This window comes from Flavobacterium sp. GNP008 (assembly GCF_056428965.1).
In genome coordinates, this window is sequence record NZ_JBWJVL010000001.1 from 171,434 (window position 1) to 190,235 (window position 18,802).

11 protein-coding genes are annotated in these 18,802 nt (G+C 35.3%); 2 read left to right on the plus strand and 9 right to left on the minus strand.

The window, feature by feature from the left end; translation table 11 throughout:
* Window positions 1-66: 66 nt before the first annotated feature.
* On the minus strand, window positions 67-783 hold the full coding sequence (locus AC0608_RS00805; RefSeq protein ID WP_478287792.1) for a hypothetical protein: 717 nt from the start codon (window positions 781-783) through the stop codon (window positions 67-69).
* Between the two features lie 53 nt (window positions 784-836).
* Window positions 837-2,615, minus strand: coding sequence for an arginine--tRNA ligase (gene argS / locus AC0608_RS00810; protein ID WP_478287793.1), 1,779 nt, complete (start codon window positions 2,613-2,615; stop codon window positions 837-839).
* A 204-nt stretch (window positions 2,616-2,819) separates the two neighbouring features.
* Here argS and AC0608_RS00815 point away from each other — a divergent pair, with 204 nt between their 5' ends.
* Window positions 2,820-7,106: a T9SS type B sorting domain-containing protein gene (locus tag AC0608_RS00815; protein WP_478287794.1), complete on the plus strand. Its 4,287-nt coding sequence runs from the start codon at window positions 2,820-2,822 to the stop codon at window positions 7,104-7,106.
* A 222-nt stretch (window positions 7,107-7,328) separates the two neighbouring features.
* Here the strand turns inward: AC0608_RS00815 and AC0608_RS00820 are convergent, their stop codons facing one another.
* Both AC0608_RS00820 and AC0608_RS00825 read right to left on the minus strand, forming a co-directional pair.
* Complete coding sequence (locus AC0608_RS00820; RefSeq protein WP_478287795.1) at window positions 7,329-7,829, minus strand: nuclear transport factor 2 family protein; 501 nt, start codon at window positions 7,827-7,829, stop codon at window positions 7,329-7,331.
* 13 nt (window positions 7,830-7,842) lie between these two features.
* Window positions 7,843-10,299, minus strand: coding sequence for an AsmA family protein (locus AC0608_RS00825; RefSeq protein ID WP_478287796.1), 2,457 nt, complete (start codon window positions 10,297-10,299; stop codon window positions 7,843-7,845).
* A gap of 559 nt (window positions 10,300-10,858) precedes the next feature.
* On the opposite strand from AC0608_RS00825, the gene AC0608_RS00830 reads away from it, so the two are divergent.
* Window positions 10,859-12,439 carry a L,D-transpeptidase family protein gene (locus AC0608_RS00830; protein WP_478287797.1) on the plus strand — a complete coding sequence of 527 codons (1,581 nt, stop codon included), beginning with the start codon at window positions 10,859-10,861 and terminating at the stop codon, window positions 12,437-12,439.
* A gap of 104 nt (window positions 12,440-12,543) precedes the next feature.
* Here the strand turns inward: AC0608_RS00830 and AC0608_RS00835 are convergent, their stop codons facing one another.
* From AC0608_RS00835 to AC0608_RS00855, 5 genes are all read right to left on the minus strand, one after another.
* Window positions 12,544-12,858, minus strand: coding sequence for an HPF/RaiA family ribosome-associated protein (locus tag AC0608_RS00835; protein ID WP_478287798.1), 315 nt, complete (start codon window positions 12,856-12,858; stop codon window positions 12,544-12,546).
* Between the two features lie 119 nt (window positions 12,859-12,977).
* Complete coding sequence (locus tag AC0608_RS00840; protein WP_478287799.1) at window positions 12,978-13,184, minus strand: hypothetical protein; 207 nt, start codon at window positions 13,182-13,184, stop codon at window positions 12,978-12,980.
* A 615-nt stretch (window positions 13,185-13,799) separates the two neighbouring features.
* Window positions 13,800-15,902 carry a prolyl oligopeptidase family serine peptidase gene (locus AC0608_RS00845; RefSeq protein WP_478288498.1) on the minus strand — a complete coding sequence of 701 codons (2,103 nt, stop codon included), beginning with the start codon at window positions 15,900-15,902 and terminating at the stop codon, window positions 13,800-13,802.
* Between the two features lie 151 nt (window positions 15,903-16,053).
* A complete protein-coding gene (locus AC0608_RS00850) occupies window positions 16,054-18,261 on the minus strand; it encodes a TonB-dependent receptor (RefSeq protein WP_478287800.1) in 2,208 nt (735 codons plus the stop codon).
* Between the two features lie 131 nt (window positions 18,262-18,392).
* Window positions 18,393-18,740, minus strand: coding sequence for a hypothetical protein (locus AC0608_RS00855; protein WP_417958346.1), 348 nt, complete (start codon window positions 18,738-18,740; stop codon window positions 18,393-18,395).
* Window positions 18,741-18,802 lie beyond the last annotated feature (62 nt).

Here is an 18,802-nt window from a genome sequence, read left to right on the forward strand (position 1 = left end):
TATAAATAAAAAGAGGCTGTCTTCTTCAGATAGCCTCTTTTATTATGAAATCAATGAAACTGAAGATTAATCTCTATCGTCTAAATCTGTTTCCTGTTCTAGTAAATCTTTTATGAAATCCCCAATATCGTTGTGACTATCATCACTACCAGTACTAATTTCGATAACTCCGTCTCCATCGGTATCTAACAATAGGCCTTGGTTTGCCAAAGTTGCTAGTTTATTCATTAAAGCATCAAGATGTATTTTAATGTTTAAAGAAATATCATTACTATTTATTGTAAAATCTTTATTATGGTCGTCAAAATCCAATTCAAGTTCGGCATCCTTATCGCTCCAAATAATAAATGGTTTCCCATTTATGGTTCCCTTAATCAAATAAGTCTTGCCATTCATTTCACCAACTAAAGTAGATTTTTCGAACTTAAATTCGATTTCCTCATATCTCGCATTCGGAACATTTACAGAAGTAATAAATGGACTTAACGTTAGGTTTGGATCAAGCAAGTCCAATAAAAAAGGCCCCTCAAGTTTAACGTCATCATATTTGGGATCCATACCGTACATCGCGTCTTCCACATCGGTTTCAAATTTAATCTTCCCAATATTAATCCTAAAATCAGTCAAAACTACTGTAGAGGCAGCCGTACGTGCAGTTAGAGAGGTCTTACCTGTTGTAGACACCGCAGAGGCTTTCAAAGTTACATTGCCTTCTGAAGCGGAATCATTTGTACAAGAACTTATTATAAGTACAAGTAAAGCTAAAATTGGAATTTTTTTCATAATTGTATCTTTAAATCATTTAAGTAATAATTAACGCAAAAAATATGCCATTATTACATTCTTTCGGGCACACTAATACCTAATAATTTAAAGGAAGCCGAAATAGTATCTGCTACTTTTTTAGACAATTGAACTCTGAAAATTTTCTGCTCTAAATCTTCTTCGCCAAGAATCGGAACTGCCTGATAGAATGAATTGTATTCCCGAACCAAATCATACGTGAAATTTGCTAGCAAAGCGGGACTGTGATGTTGTGCTGCATTTTGTATAACCTCTGGAAACAACTCTAATTGTTTCACTAATTCTTTCTCTTTTTCGTGCAACGTTGTTATTTTTGATTTGTTTGAAAAATCAAAATTGGCTTTACGAATAATAGATTGGATTCTGGCATACGTATATTGAATAAACGGCCCTGTATTTCCAGCAAAATCAACTGATTCTTCTGGATTAAAAAGGATTCGTTTTTTAGGATCTACTTTTAAAATATAATATTTCAAAGCACCCAAACCTATCGTTCCGTATAAATTAGCTTTTTCTTCGGGCGAATAAGCATCTAATTTCCCTAAATCTTCGGCAATTTTTTGTGCTGTATCCGTCATCTCCTGCATCAAATCATCGGCATCGACGACCGTTCCTTCGCGGCTTTTCATTTTTCCCGAAGGCAAATCTACCATTCCGTAAGACAAATGGAACAAGTTTTTAGACCAGTCAAAACCTAGTTTTTTCAAAATAAGAAACAACACTTTAAAGTGATAATCCTGTTCATTTCCTACCGTGTAGACCATTCCGCCTACATCTGGATAATCTTTTACACGCTGAATCGCAGTGCCAATATCTTGCGTCATATATACCGCAGTACCATCCGAACGCAATACAATTTTACGATCTAAACCTTCTTCGGTTAAATCAATCCAAACCGAACCATCAGGGTCTTTCTCAAAAACACCTCTGTCCAAACCAATCTGCACGACATCTTTTCCTAGTAAATACGTGTTGCTTTCGTAATAAAAACAATCGAAATCAACACCAAGGTTTTTATACGTTGTAGCAAAACCATCATAAACCCAGGTGTTCATAGTTTTCCAAAGGGACATAACTGCGGCATCACCAGCTTCCCATTTTAGTAACATTTCTTGGGCTTCGAGAATGATTGGTGCTTGTTTTTTAGCTTCCTCTTCGGTTTTACCCGCGTTTCTTAATTGCGCTATTTCTTCTTTGTATGCTTTATCAAAAGCAACATAGTAATTTCCTACTAATTTATCTCCTTTTAAACCTGTGGATTCTGGCGTTTGTCCGTTTCCAAATTTTTGCCAAGCCAACATCGATTTACAAATATGGATTCCTCTATCATTAATGATTTGGGTTTTATATACTTTTTTACCAGAAGCTTTGATAATTTCCGCCACTGAATACCCCAAAAGATTATTACGTACGTGACCTAAATGCAATGGTTTATTAGTGTTTGGCGAAGAATACTCTACCATTACCGCTTTATCCTCGGGATTTGGTGTTACGAAACCAAAGTTCACAACGTCTTTGATATTTCCGAAGAAATTCAAATAATAGTCATCTGAAATGACAATATTCAAAAATCCGGAAACCACATTAAAACGACTAACCTCAGCCAAGTTTTCGACTAAGTAAGCCCCTATTTTATTCCCTAATTCCACCGGATTACTTTTAACTACTTTCAACAATGGAAAAATAACCAATGTAATGTCCCCTTCAAATTCCTTGCGTGTAGTTTGAAATTCAACTTTACCAATGGTAACATCAAATAAAGCGTGCACTGCTTTTTCTATGGAGGGCGTAAGAATTTGTGATAATGTCATGATATAAATTTAAAAATGCAAAGATAATTCTAATTCCTTAATATGCTTATAAAAAGAGTTCAATTACGCCTTAAAAACACTAATAAATTAAAAAAGCTACTCTCCTCCTGTCTTTAAGTTTGAGTTAACATAATTTCAGCGTTTTTTTAAATTATTAATTCAATTTTGATTATTTTTGATATGCAGAAATTAACAACCTAGGCCATGAAAAAAATAATTATTTTCATACTGTTGATAGTTTTTCACACTGGTTTTTCGCAGTCAATAACAGTTAGTACCACTCAGTACTCGATTGACCAATTAATAAATCAGGTGTTAATAAATTCCCCTTGTGTTCTAGGCTCGAATATAACTTCCAGAACAGGAATAGCATTTGGATCTTCAAACGGAATAGGGTATTTTGAAAACACAAATTCTGGTTTCCCCTTTTCCAATGGTGTAGTTTTGAGTACCGGAGATGTCACTAAAATCCCAGGACCAAATACTAACATCCTAAGTGATGGTACTTCTGCATGGTTGGGCGACTCAGATCTTGAAGCTAATTTACTTTCTCAGTCTGGAATAACTATTAATTCTATAAATGCCAGCTATATAGAATTTGATTTCCAACCAAAAACACCCAATTTTGATTTTTCTTTTCTATTTGTGTCAGAAGAATATGGAACCTCCCAATGTAATTTCTCTGATGCATTTGCCTTTCTTTTAAAAGATGTTACTGCCGGGGGCACATCAGTAAATTTAGCCGTAATTCCTAACACCAACCTACCCGTTTCAGTAGAAACGATAAGAGATGACACTTACAATGCTAATTGTCCTTCTGCCAATCCAAGCTATTTTGGTGCTTTTAACAGCAACGGATTTGGTCCTGCTATAAACTTCAACGGACAAACCATTTCAATGATAGCTTCTGCAACTGGCTTAAATATCAATCACGTTTACCGCATAAAATTAGTTATTGCTGACGGAGGAAACAATACGGGCTATGATTCTGCTATATTTTTAGAGGCTAATAGTTTTAACATTGGACAAGATGTACTAGGTTTGGATTATACCGAAGCAAACAATTCTGCAATTTGTCCAGGAAGTACTTTACCCATATTATCTGCAAGGGGTTTAAGTCCTGGCACTACCTTTGTATGGAAAAAAGAAAACATGGGAATTTCTCCAGCACAAACTGGGGAAACATTAGACCTAAACACTTTATTTCCAATGATAAGTTCTGGGATCCATACTTTTAGTGTCTCTTATAAAGAACCTGGATGTATTGAAGTTACCGATGAAATTATTCTAGAAATTTACCCTAAAATTGGAGTAATACAAACGGTGCCTACCATTTACACCTGTGATGCTGGAGCGCCATCCTATGATTTCGATTTAAATAAAAACAGTACAATCATTTTAGCTGGTATTGATCAATCTACTACTGCAACTGGTGCTTTAGATGATTTACCAGTAACTACTAAAATATCATACCATCTTACTAATGCAACAGCTACTAGCAATACCGCTCCAATATCCAATATTCATACCATTTCGAATGCTGAGAATGGAAAAACAATTTTTGTAAGAATTCAAAATCCGACTACCTTATGCTATGAAATTAGGTCTTTTCAGTTACAGATTGTTCCTTCTCCCATAATTGCCTCAATTCCAGTTGACCTATCCCAATGTGCTCGAAATTTTTCTGAAACACCTCCAATAGCTACTTTTAACCTTAACACAAACATTGCTTCCATATTAGGTTCCCAAAGCAATACGTACAACTTACTTTCCGTTCATTCTACATTAACAGGAGCGAACAATAATACCAATAGGGTAACTCTAAATTCGGGTAACGAATTAGTGTCTCCCAGCGCAACATTATGGGTTCGATTACAAAATATTTCAGATAACAATTGTTTTGTTGTTACTAGTTTTAAGTTGATTGTAAATCCATTACCAACTGTAGATCTGCTGGATGACGTATTTGTATGTACATCCTATACTTTACCTGCCTTAAGAAATCCAGGGGCACAATATTGGACCGGAAGTAATGGAACTGGAACACAATTATTTGCTGGAAATGTCATAACTGGTACGACAACTAATTTATATGTTTTCAATCAATCAGGAACGTGTACCAATGAAGACTCTTTTAATATCACTATTGTAAAATTGAGTGATATTACCCCCGAAAAATCCTTTTATTGCACTGAATACGAGCTTCCAGCATTGCCGTATGGAAGATATTTTACCCGCAGTGGAGGAGCCAATACTCCTGGAAACACAGAATTGGCACCAGGGACAGTTATAAATACCGCAGGCCAAAATATTTTATACATTTGGTTTGAAGACACCACTGTTACGCCCTCTTGTACTCAAGAAAGCGCGTTTGAAATAACCATAATTCCGTTTACTCGCCTTCCTAAATATCCAATCCAATTTGACTGCAACTCATACACCGTTCCTCTAGATCCAAATGGAGGCACCTATTATTCAGGACCCGAAAAAGAGCTTCCAATGATCCCTGTAGGAACAGTTATAACTACTACAACAACTCTATATATTTTCAAGGAAACCAATACAACCCCAAAAAACTGTGCTTCTGAAAGAATACTTACAATTCTTATTGGCTTGCCTAGTCTTAATCCTCCAACGGATGTAAACTCTTGTTCCACCTATATTCTTCCTACATTAACAATTGGAGAATATAGAACTGCTCCTGCAGGTGGTGGCGTTCTTGTTGCTGCAGGCACATCTATTACTGCGACTACAACGCTTTGGTATTATGTTACAGGGCAAAACTGTACCGATAACGCACAATTTACCGTTACCATAAACATTACACCCCTACCGGTAATACCAGATACAACTCCACAATGTGATGTATATTATTTACCTCCTGTATCTCACTCCGGCAATTATTTCACGGGACCTCAAGGAACTGGGCAACTTCGCCCCGTTGGATATCCTGTAACCACTACTCAAACTATGTATTTCTACAACCAAGCCACTACAGGACCTTGTTTTGTAGAAGAAGAATTCCTGATCACTATTAATAAATCACCGTTGGTCGATGCAAAACCAGTTGAAGTTATTCGATGTGGTCAGAGTTATATTCTTGATGATTTAAAAAACGGAGAATATTATGAGTTTGCCGGTGGTCCATCATCTACAAACCCTATCTTACCTGCAGGCACGGTTTTGACAACATCAAAAACAATTTATGTTTATGCAGCTGCTGTTGCACCTAACAGCTGCGTCTCAGAATACAGCATAACTGTTTTAGTTACTTTTGTAAATGACATAGAAGATCAATATGCTTGTAACAGTTTCAACTTACCAGCCATAGTAGGTATGGGCAGTTATTATACAGCTCCCAATGGTCCCAACGGGACAGGCAGAGAATTACTACCGCCCTACTCTCCTATAACCGCTACTACAACACTTTATGTATATGTAAAAAACAACAATAGAGTGTCTTGCATTGATGAAGATCCTTTTCTTGTCACCATTTATGCTAGCCCAATAATATCCCCAATTAGTAGTACAACAAGATGTGAATTCTATGAGCTCCCACCCTATGCTGCTCCAATTAGCAGCTACTTTCTAAACTCTGGTGGTCCAGGAAACAATAATACTGAAAAATTTCCAGGCGATTTCATTACTGTTTCAACAACTATTTACGCGTATGCAGAAACGGGTACACCAGCAACGGTAATTTGTCCTGCAGAAAGCTCCATGGTGATTATTATTACTGAAAAACCAAAACCAATGCTCAGCGTTCCTCCCATTTGTATTGATATTGATACAGGTACCACAACTGATTCTTATATTGTAAGCGGCTTTACCGCACCTAAATACTCCTTTGAATGGGAGACTGAGGATGGAACTTTAGTCAGTACAGCTGAGAATTTTTCAACAAATGAGCCCGGGAATTACACGCTAAAAGTTACTGATCTGTCTATTTTGGGCTGTACATCAGAGAGCGTAGCTTTTACCGTTATTGAATCCTCAAAACCAGCCTCTGTGACTTTTACAACCAGTGGATGGTTTACTGACAATCAAACCATAACCATAAACGCAGTCCCATTTATAGGTGATGGAAGTAATTTTCTTTATTCCTTAGATGGAGGAACGCCCCAAATGAGTAACATATTTAACAATGTAACTTCCGGAATTCATGAAATAACCGTAATTGATGCAAACTGTGGAACAATAACAAACCCCTTAGTCGTCAGATTCATAAATAGCCCTCGATTTTTTACTCCAAACGGAGATGGATTTAACGATACTTGGAATATACTTGGAATACCAAATGAAGAAAATTTTAAATTATATATTTTCGATCGATATGGAAAACTGTTAAAAGAACTTTTACCGAATGGCTCGGGATGGGATGGAACCTATAATGGATATGCGCTCCCAGCGGATGATTATTGGTTTTCTATATCCTACACTGAAAACAATGTTACTAAAGAATATAAATCCCACTTTTCATTAAAAAGGTAAATAAAGCTTGAACTTTATTAACTATTAAAAACGAATATTCCCTCCTAAAGTTTCATTAAATACAGCAATATTAACTTTTATATTGCTACAAATAGATCGTATGGGAGAATCAAAATAGCAAATAAAACCTCAATTCAACTACCTTTCTATTTGTTTAGGGTTTTTTATTATTATTTTAGAACACCTAAATTAAAATTCTAAATTTAGAGGTAATTTGAGCCACTATTGAAGTTTTTTTATTAGAACATTCTCAACTAATGTTTTAACTTTTACCACTTCATCAGAGTTTTCATTTGGAATAGTCATAGACAAAACATAATGCTTTATTTTCCATTCGTTACCAATTTTTACCATAACGCCAGAGCCTCGACAAATTTTCATCTGGGTATTCAATAATTCATCAAACCAAGCAGTTTCGCCACTTTTTTCAAAATAAATATGACGTTCCAAAGTGGTAAAACTCCATGCTTTCCCTTTATCAAAATGCGGTTTTGCATACGCTTGAAAAGCAGTTTTATTCCAATTCTCTGTTGCATCCGTACCAATAAAAACTGCATCATCAGCCATCAAAGCAAAATAGGCATTATAATTAGCTTCTGCTGCGGCTTTGTGCCAGGAATCAAGTGTGGAATTGATATTTGCTTTTGAAACTGTTTGATTTTCTATCATGCTTTTGCATCCGGAAAAAGTGAGAACGATAAGAACTGCCAGTATTTTTTTCATTTGATTCAGATATTTATTCATGGTTTTTATTCCATCTTATTTTTATTTTTCCATCTACGTCAACAGCCCGTAGATGCAACACAATTCCTTTATTGCGCTTTTCAGCTCTTTCTATTTTATCGGTGATGAACTCATCCTTTTTTGGATTTCTCAGCGGAATTGTCATAGCCAGATTTGTCCCTCTATTGAACGAATAAACTCCGTTTACATCTAAATTTAAAACACTGGAGCTGACTTTCAAATTAGGAATATAGACTAAGTCCCCGTTTATTTTAAAGTTACCGGACAAATCACTAAACACAATATTGTTAACATCCCGAAAAGGAAAAGCGAACTTACCAATATTTTTAATAGGTTCAAAATCGATTAAAGCACCTTGACTTACATCAAATGTTGCATGCCCAGAGAGTGAATTTGTTTTTAATTGTCCTCCAGAAAGCAGTATTCCTTTCAGCGATGCCGAAGCGTTCAGAAGCCCTTTAATGTTTTTTGGCTTAAAGGATTGAATCCCAAAATTATTCAGCGAAGTAAGAAAGCGAGCAATATCTACATGATTAATTTTAGCAGTAGCATCCAAAAAGAAAAGATCTCCTTTTGGCATCAATTTTCCGTCAAAAGAAATTATTCCACCTGAACTCTGAACCCAGCCATTTTTTACTACTAACTGATTATTAACCAATAAAACTGTGGCTTTAGCAGTAGTAGCCTCTAGTTTACTGTAGACCATTTTATCTGCCTTTATATTTAATACGACTTGGCATTTATTAATTACAGAATAGAGTTCTTGAGAAAAATCGGCGCTTATTTTCTTTTTTTGCTGTTTTTTCTGACCCGGACTGGTAATAACCCCCACAAACTGTTTCACATCTAGAAAAGGAGCATAAATATCCCAGTTTACAATCATTTTTTCTGGATTATCATAATACAAAGTCAGAAAATTATCAATTTTTCCTTCCATAAAAACCGTATTTCGGCGGTCTTTAAAATTAATTTTTTTTATCAAAAGTGCTTCTTCTGTAAAATCAAGCTGAATGTCTGTTTTTACGAAAGTTAAATTCCGTGGACCATAATTCACTGTTGCATTTCTAACGGCTACATTTCCCGTGAATAACGGTTTTTGTATTTTTAAATCTAAAATGTCAAATTTAAATTCCAGATTTACCTTAGCCTGACCATCAGAAAAATGGATGAAATCTTTAGTAACTACCTGATTCAATCTAGATACATTAAAATCTGATTTAAAACTTCCCGCCGCAGTTGTCTTTTCAAAATTTGAAATAATCCCTACTGGGATTGTAAAAGGAATCGTTTTGTATTTCCCCGAAAGATTCGTAATTGTTATTGTAGAATTAACATCATTACACCCAGCGCCTTTTTCATATTGATTGGTAAAACTGGCTTCAAAACTACAGTCGGATATGATTCCGTCTGGTATCTTGAGTTCATTATTTTTTGTTTTTGTAGTTACCACAATTTCAGGGTCACCTGTCGCATTCATATCGCCAACAATCGTACAGCCAACAGGTATTGGCTTTTTCAAGTCAAATTGATTGATTCGGCTGCTGATATTAGCACTCAACAATTCCGAAGCGTCTTTCCATAGAATAGTTGTCTTAATGGAAATATCAAAAGGAGACTTGCTTTTCTCCAAACTAAAGTGCGCGTTGATATCAAACCGTTCTTTCCCTATTTCGAGATTTTCCGTATTGATACTGACCTGGTTTTTCTGGCTTGAAAAGTCAACTCCCAAAACGCCTTCAATAATTTTGTCCTTGATAAAACTTCCTCTTTGTGTATTGAAAGCCATATTTCTGGCTAACGTTTTCAAATAAATATTGGTATTCCAGTTGCCTTGGTCAAAATCTATTTTACTTTTTAAAGCAATAATATCAAAATCAAATAACTTCTTTCCTACTTGATTTTCAGAAATAAAATGAACTTGACCTAAAACAACTTCATTGAGAGAAGAAGTGGTGGAACTTTTAGATTTTTCACCTTTGGGTTGGGGTCTAAAAATAGCGGTATTGACGATTCCGTTTTTCCCTTTAAACAAATACAACGTGGCTTGCTGAATTTCTATTTTATCTATGTTAATCTCATTTGAAAGCAAGTCCCACAGATCGACACGAATCTCGATTTGTTCCGCCTTGAGTAATGTACGTTTATGAACGGCCCATAAACTGTCTTTCAACTCTACTTGATTTAGCGCCAAAGTCATATTGGGGAATCCCTTTAAAAATTTATATTTGATATCACCAATATCGATTGTACCCGTAATATTTTCATTGATTTTAGCATTGATTTGGGCAATGATTTCTACTTTGTTATTATTAAAATATAGCGCTAAAACCGCAGAAGATATCAGAAAAACCACAACTATTCCCACAAAGAAAACAACAATTTTCTTTATTGTTTTTCTTAATCGCTCCGTTTTAAAATATGTCTTTATATTCTTCAAAAATTGATTCATGTCGCGCTCTGTATATTTAAAATAAAGATAGTTTAAAACATTCGTTTATGAAATGAATGGGTCTAAAACTGGTTTTCTACAATTTAGATCTTTCAGTTTCTTATTTTTATCCCTAAAGTTAAATTGAAATTAAATCCTATTTTCAACAAAAAACAATAAATCCTTTTCCGAAAAATTAAAACCACTATCCTCTTATTGTCACTAATTAGAATTAAAAAAATACATCCGTTTTTTCTTTATTTATTAATCCCTCGAACAATTCAATTAAAAGCTAAAAGCAGTAAAAAAATTACATAAAGTAGTACTATTTTTTTCATAATTTTTGGATTTTAATAAACCAATTTGATAGAAAATATTTTATTTTTAAATACTAAAAAAACACCTAAAACATTGATTTACAAATTATTAAATTCATTATTTTTTTTAAAATTATAAACAAAATAGCGTTAAAAATAAAATTATCAAAAAGGCAACGCATTCAAGACTGGTAGTACAACACTCAAATTGGCGTATTTTTGTAATGCCTTAAATCAATTCTTTACGAATTAAAACCTGACCTATGAAAAAGTTATTATCCCCAATACTAATTATTGCGTTTACAATACTGTTAACCCTCATTTCTTGTAAAAAGAAAGACAATACAGATTCCGCTAAAAAGGAAATAAGTTTAAATACCGTTGAAATTGCTTTTGACAGTACACAGATTAACACTTTTTTTGATAAATACCCAAAACTGAAAAGTTACCAAGGGGATGTTGAAAAATTATACCGCAAACATCAATTTCATTACATTTGGTTTGACAGAGATGGACTGAATGAATTTGCCGGTTTATTGTACAACAAAGTCAATAATTTGAGTCAGGAAGGCATTGAAACCGAAATTCCATATAAAGAAAGATTGGATGACATTTATGATAATCCGGAAGATAATCAAAAAGCGACTATTGATACCGAGTTATTAAGCTCTGCCTTGTATTTTTTTTATGCTGATAAAGTATACGATGGGATCAGTACTCAAAAAACCAAAGACTTAGGGTGGTTTTTACCTCGTAAAAGACAATCGTATGTCAATTATTTAGATTCATTGTTAATCAATCCTTTGCTTATCAACAAAGATGAAAAAGGGGTTTTGAAACAGTATTACCTACTTAAAGACGTCTTGCAGGAATACCGTAAAATAGAAAAAAAAGGCGGATGGAAAACCATTGCGTTAGATCCAAATGTCAAATCGTACAAACCTGGTGATAGTGCCGCAACAATTGCGCAAATCAGAACTCGTTTATTGATTACCGGTGATCTTAGCCGAGATTCTAAAAGTGCACGGTATGATGACGAATTAGCAACCGGAATCTTAAAATATAAAAAGCGAAGTGGTAATACCATCAACAAAACGATTCTGCCGGAACACATCAATTATATGAATGTATCCGTTGCTGATCGCATCAAAACCATTATGGTCAATATGGAACGTTGCCGATGGATTTCGAATGATATCACTAAGTCCAAAGAATTAATCGTGGTGAACATTCCTGCCTATGAGTTAACTTTTTTTAGAAATGGAAAACCTGAATTACGCTCTAAAGTAGTCGTGGGAAAAGCCATGAACAAAACCGTTATTTTCAGTGCACCTATGAAATATATTGTTTTTAGACCCTATTGGAATGTACCGGGAAGTATCCTTAAGAAAGAAATTCTTCCAGCCATAGAAAATAATCCAAATTACTTGGCTGAACATGATATGGAGTGGAAAGATGATTATGTGAGACAAAAACCCGGACCAGAAAACTCATTAGGATTAGTAAAGTTTTTATTCCCTAATTCTAACGCGATTTATTTACACGATACGCCATCCAAAAGTTTATTCAGTAAGGAAGACCGCGCTTTTAGCCACGGTTGTATTCGTGTGGCCAAACCAAAAGAACTTGCTGCCATGATAATGAAGGATGATAAAAAATGGAATCCTGAAAAAATAGAAACTGCCATGAACAGCGGAGAGGAATACTGGTACACGCTTAAAAATAAAATCCCAGTCTATATTGGTTATTTTACCGCTTGGGTGAGTGATGACGGCATTGTACATTTCTATGAAGACGTATACAAAAGAGATGAAACCTTGGCCACTTTACTATTTGACAAATAAAGAGCAACTTCTTTTTCTCGCGAATACTTAACAAAAAAATGACACTATCGAATTATGAGATAGTGTCATTTTAGTTTTATGCTTATTTGCCAAGTGGCAACTATTTAATACGCTTTCTGTTTTTCGAAAGCGGTGTCTAATACTTTTTTTATTTTGTCCAATGCTCCTTGAAAAGCTTTCTCTGTGGTATCTGCATGATTGGTAACCGCTACGGGCTGCATGTTTATTGGTCGAGCCTCAATAAGACATCGTTTGTCGTTTACTCCCGTTTTATCGCTGTTTTCATCACCAAGATGCACTTCTAATCGGGTTACTTTATCTTCAAAACGAGCCAAAGCTATTTCTAATTCCTCTGCAATATACGCTTTCAAACGTGCGTTTCCCTCTACATTGTTGTCTGTGTTAATTTGTACTGTCATTTTTTTATTTATTTAATGTTGTCTTTCAAATTTACCGATTGCAGTATGAAAAAACGAGCCAATTAATAAAACATTGTGATAATAAAAGAGATAAATTGTGGAGTTAGGAAGGAATTGGATTATCCATTTTCTAAATAATCATAAATGAAATTATTCTCGTTTTCAAACTCTGAATCAAATTTAATTACAAATCGAGAAGTTAATTTAGCAACCCAATTTTCGATTTCTTGTTTTGAATTTAGATTATCCAAAAACTGTAGTTGCGAATTTTCTTCAGTAAAATCATCAGTAAAGAAAATAGTAATGTCTGCTTTTAAACCGCCCACTTCTCTTCCTTGATGATTTGATCTACACTAGCAAAATTACCTAACCTCATCTCGTTAGAACTTGGCGTTCTTCCTAATATATTTGCCAAAGCAATAACTTTTGGATTACCCTTATGAGTTTTCCCGAATTCAATTTTTAAATATAGATTAAAAGCAAGTATTAATTTTTCACGAGTCCAAAGATTTTTTTGAGCTATATTGTTATTTATCTGCTACACAAATATAAATATTTTAAAGTGTAGCGGAACAAAACTATTTTAATATTGCTTTTCACACAACGGCTCATTAATAACGTAAAAAAAATCCAAATCATAATTAATTATACAATTGACCCGCCTACAATTGACCTCATTAATTTTTAGTTTTCAACTTGATTTTTTGATAAGTAAATTTATTCTACAAAAAAACGCTACTCTTTCGAATAGCGTTTTTTGAACTTCTTATAATTTATGATGTGATTGCTTTGCCACGTACTTCGCGACTCCTCGCAATGACAATAGTCTGAGAAATCGAATGCCCTAGCCCTGATAGCAGTGGAAATCCTTTATTTCCGCCTTTTCGGCGGATATAAAGATTGCAACGAATAGCAGGAAATAGCTCCTGAAATAAATCCTGTTATTCCAACTCTGGCAACACCACCACTCCCATATTATATAAGGTAAAGGCCTGAATATCGACATTTTCCTGGATGGTTGCTGCCACGGATTTTCCAGCGCCGTGTCCTGCATTAATGTCAATTCTAATTAAAGTTGGATTTGTTCCGGTTTGTTTCTCCTGCAATTCGGCAGCAAACTTGAAACTGTGTGCCGGTACTACCCTGTCATCGTGATCGCCTGTAGTGACCATGGTTGCTGGATATTGAATCCCTTTTTGGATGTTGTGTACTGGAGAATACCCTTTGATGTAATTGAACATTTCCTTACTGTCCTGCGCCGTTCCGTAATCATACGCCCAACCTGCTCCTGCCGTAAAGGTATGGTAACGCAACATGTCCATCACACCCACTGCTGGTAAAGCCACACGCATCAAATCGGGACGTTGCGTCATGGTAGCTCCTACAAGCAATCCTCCGTTTGACCCACCGCGAATGGCAAGATATTGTGAAGAGGTATATTTCTCCGCAATCAGGTATTCTGCCGCCGCGATAAAATCATCAAATACATTTTGTTTTTGCATTTTGGTTCCCGCATCGTGCCATTTTTTACCGTATTCGCCACCGCCACGTAAATTAGGCACTGCGTAAACGCCTCCGTTTTCCATCCAAACAGCATTGGCAATACTGAAACTTGGTGTCAAACTCACGTTAAATCCTCCATAACCATACAACATGGTTTGATTTGTCCCATCGAGTTTCAATCCTTTTTTATGCGTGATAATCATTGGGATTTTGGTTCCATCCTTAGAGGTATAAAACACTTGTTTCGATTCGTATTGCGCGCTATCGAAATCTACTTTTGGTTTTTGATACACCGCAGAAGTTCCTGCTTGTGGTTCGAATGAAAAAGTAGAACCCGGAGTAATGTAATTTGTAAAAGAATAATACAAGGTTTTTTCTTTTTTCTTTCCGCCAAAACCACCGGCAGTTCCTACTCCTGGCAATTGAATTTCACGAACCAGTTTCCCTGAATAATCGTATTGTTTCACCACCGAAACGGCATCTTTCATATAATTGGCAAAGAAAAAACCGCCACCTGTTGATGGAGACAATACATTCTCGGTCTCTGCAATGAAATCTTTCCAGTTTTCCGGTTTTGGGTTATTGACATCCACGGTAACAATACGTTTATTGGGCGCATTCAAATCGGTTTCTATGAATAATTTTCCTCCTTCGTTTTCTATGATGTCGTTGTCGCTCTTGAAATTATCAACAATAGTTACAATAGGACTGTTCGGTTTTGTCAGGTCTTTGATGTACAATTCGTTTCCGTAAGTAGAATTGGATGCGGTGATTACTAAATAACGATCATCTTCGGTCACGCCACCACCTACATAACGGCGTTTTTGGTCGGCACCAAAAATTACTTTATCGTCTTTTTGTGCGGTTCCCAACTGGTGAAAATACAGTTTATGCTGGTCGGTTTTTGCCGATAATTCGCTTCCTTTTGGTTTGTCATAACTAGAATAGTAGAATCCTTCATTTCCTTTCCAAGACACACCGCTAAATTTCACATCGACAATCGTGTCTTCAATAATTTTTTGGGTAATGGCATCCATGATAATGACTTTTCTCCAGTCGCTTCCGCCTTCTGAGATGGCATAGGCCACTTTAGAACCGTCTTTGGAGAAATCCAGTCCGCCCAGCGAAGTGGTTCCGTCTTTAGAAAACGTATTCGGGTCCAAGAACACGGTTTCGGTTCCTTTGGCGTCTTTTCTATACAACACCGATTGGTTTTGCAAACCGTTATTTTTATAGTAATAGGTGAAATTTCCTTCTTTGAAAGGTGCACCTATTTTTTCATAATTCCACAGTTTTTCCATTCTTGCTTTTAGGACATCCCGAAACGGAATTTGCGCTAAATAACCATACGTCACTTCGTTTTGGGCTTTTACCCAAGCACCGGTTTCAGCAGATTTGTCGTCTTCGAGCCAGCGGTAGGGATCCGGAAGTTTTGTATCGAAATATACGTCAACGGTTTCTCCTTTACTAGTGGTGGGATACGTCACCGATTTTGGTTTTTGGTTTTGGCCGAAAGTTGCCATTGCAGAAGATACAGCCATTATTAAAAAAGTTTTTTTCATTAGATTGTGTTTTAGGTTGTTACAAAAATAGGAAAATAGTTAGTGTTCCAAATGAGGAAAAGTCTTAAATAAAACCAAAAAAAGCGCTATTCTTTCGAATAGCGCTTTATGTTTTGCTCAAGCAAATGAATTACAAATTAAAATTCACACCTAAAACGATGTTTCTTCCAATGTTTGGAATACCATCGGTTTTTAGACGGGAAAGATGTGCAATGTATCTTTTATCAAATAAATTATTCCCGTTTATATTGACATCAAAAGTAGTTTTACCCAACTTTACAGTTCCGCCAAAACCTAAATTTACCAAGTTATACCCATTCGATTCCGTTTCAAATCCACTTACATTTTTTTGATTGAACGTACTGGAAACATTTAAGGTTGCAAAACCATCTTCGAGCCAATTATTAATTTTGAATTCGGTTCTAATGGTGTTATTCCAATTGTTTGCTGGGATTAGTGGCAAGTAATCTCCGTTTTGCTTCTCGCCAGTTACCGTTTCAAAGCTCGTTTCAAAATGCAACCAATCCAACGGATGTGGGTGAAAATGAAGTCCGACTTCACCTCCATATAATTTAGCATTATTCTGAATATAATCAAAAACAATATTTTCTTCAATCACTTCTCCTGTTGGGGAAGTGTAGATATAATTGTTGATGTGATTGTAAAATCCGTTTATAAAAAACTCAAAATGACTATTCTTATATTCTAAATTCAAATCTGTTTGTACATTTTGCTCGGTCGCTAAATCACTGTTTCCTACTTCATAGCGATTCGTTCCTTCATGAACACCATTAGAAGTTAATTCGGCAAGATTTGGCGCTCTAAAACCAGAAGCTACGTTCAAACGCAACGTAATATCATCGGCCAGATTGGTTTTGTACCCTAAAGACGCATTAAAACTGTCGTATGATTTATCGATAGCTTTAAAAGAACCTTGTTCCCCTGCGGTTCCCTGTGCATCCGTAGTTATGTTTCTATTGTCAAATCGTAATCCCGCTTGTAATACATTGGTATTCCACTCATAATTAGCGGTCCCAAAAACACCAAAATCATTGGTAATCGCATCCGGAATTAAATATTCTTCCCCTGAATTTCTATTGGTTTGGTACATACCCTGAACCCCAACAATGGTTTCTATTTTTCCCATTTTTGGAAAGTGGTATTTAGCATTGTAATTGAATGTTTTCAATTTCATGTGCAAAGCTGCTACATCACTGTCTTCAAACTCACTTCGATCATTGGCAATGTACCCTAAATCAAGATCTAACTTTGATTTTTCGAAAAAGAAAACATTGTTTAAACTCCATAAGTGATTAAAAATTCCTTGTTTTGGAAATCCAGTTTTCTTGCTTGTTGTTTGATCCGCAATACCATTTTCAGGAATTCCTAAATCTAATTTATTATAATTGTAACGCAATACACTTGAAAACTTAGCATTACTATAACCAATTCCTGTCTTGAAATCAGTTTCATTGTACCGGGTATTAGTCACTCGGTCGCCATCAGCAATTTTATAATCCGAATGCGTATTGTAACTTCCACGAGCAAGAAATTTCCAATTATCGGAGGAAGTTTTAAAACCCAAAGAGGAATTGCTTCCAGCAGTATTTGAAAAGTATTTTTGACTAAAATTAGCTTTAAAGGTATTCGCATCAGCAAATTTTTCAGGGTTAAAATACAAAACACCTCCCAAAGCATCAGAACCGTATAACAAAGAAGCCGGTCCTTTAATCACCTCCACACTTTCTATTCCGGAATCGTTTAACCCCAATCCATGTTCGTCTCCAAACTGTTGATTTTCTATACGAACACCTTGAGAATACACCAAAACACGATTCCCGCTCAAACCACGAATCACCGGTTTCCCAATAGATGTTCCGGTAGAAACCTGAGAAACTCCGGGAATAGTCGCCAATCCTTCAATTAAAGTGGCTGTTCCTTTTCGCTGCAAATTTTTAATACTTTCGTGCTCTACTTTCATCACATTTTGTGATTGTATTTTATTAAAAGCGGTTGAAATAATTACCTCATCCATTTCGAATATTGTTTCTTGCAGGATAATATCAAGCGTATTTTCTTTTTGAAGACTGCTTATGGTTTTATTTTGTGTAGCAAAACCTATGGATGTAAAGCTGATTTTTAAGTTCCTATTTGGAAGATTTGAAAATGCATATTTTCCGTTTTCATCTGTTGTGGTTCCTTTATGCAATTCTGATGCATATACTGAAACGCCTTTTACAGGTTGGTTCCTTATATTAGTTACGGTTCCAGAAAGCGTGTTTTGTGCTTGAAGCAATGCTGAAAACCCCAAGAATAGGGTTATAATAAATTTTTTCATTGAAAATGATTGTAGTATTCCTTCTCGTGACTTTATTCAGAAGAAATTTCGCCAAGAATAGAAATTATTAAGTAAATAAAAAGTATCCAACAAAATCAAATTCATGAAATTGTATGGAAAATAAATTGAATTTAGCTATTTACTGGTGGACCTCGAAGGAAATATAAACTACCGGAAAAGAAAATAATGGTTTTCTCAGCAGAATTAAAATGAGGAATTTCTTCAATTTTAGCATACAATTGGTAGGAGAAATCTTTTGGAGTAATATAGCTTCCAAAAGCAAATTCACAAACATAACAATGATCTAATTTGTGGTGGTGGTGCGTTATTTCTGTACCGGTAACATTATATTTATGGTGGCATTGTTTTTCGGCAAGCTGTTTTGCCAAATGCTCATAGGTATGAAAAGACTGAAACAGCATTGAAAACAATACCGTAACAATCAGAGAAAGACTTATTATGAGTTTATTCTTTTTCATCCGAGCCAAAGATAATGAAACAGGCAAAAATAAAAACCATTTATTTAACAAAATGTGTTTTT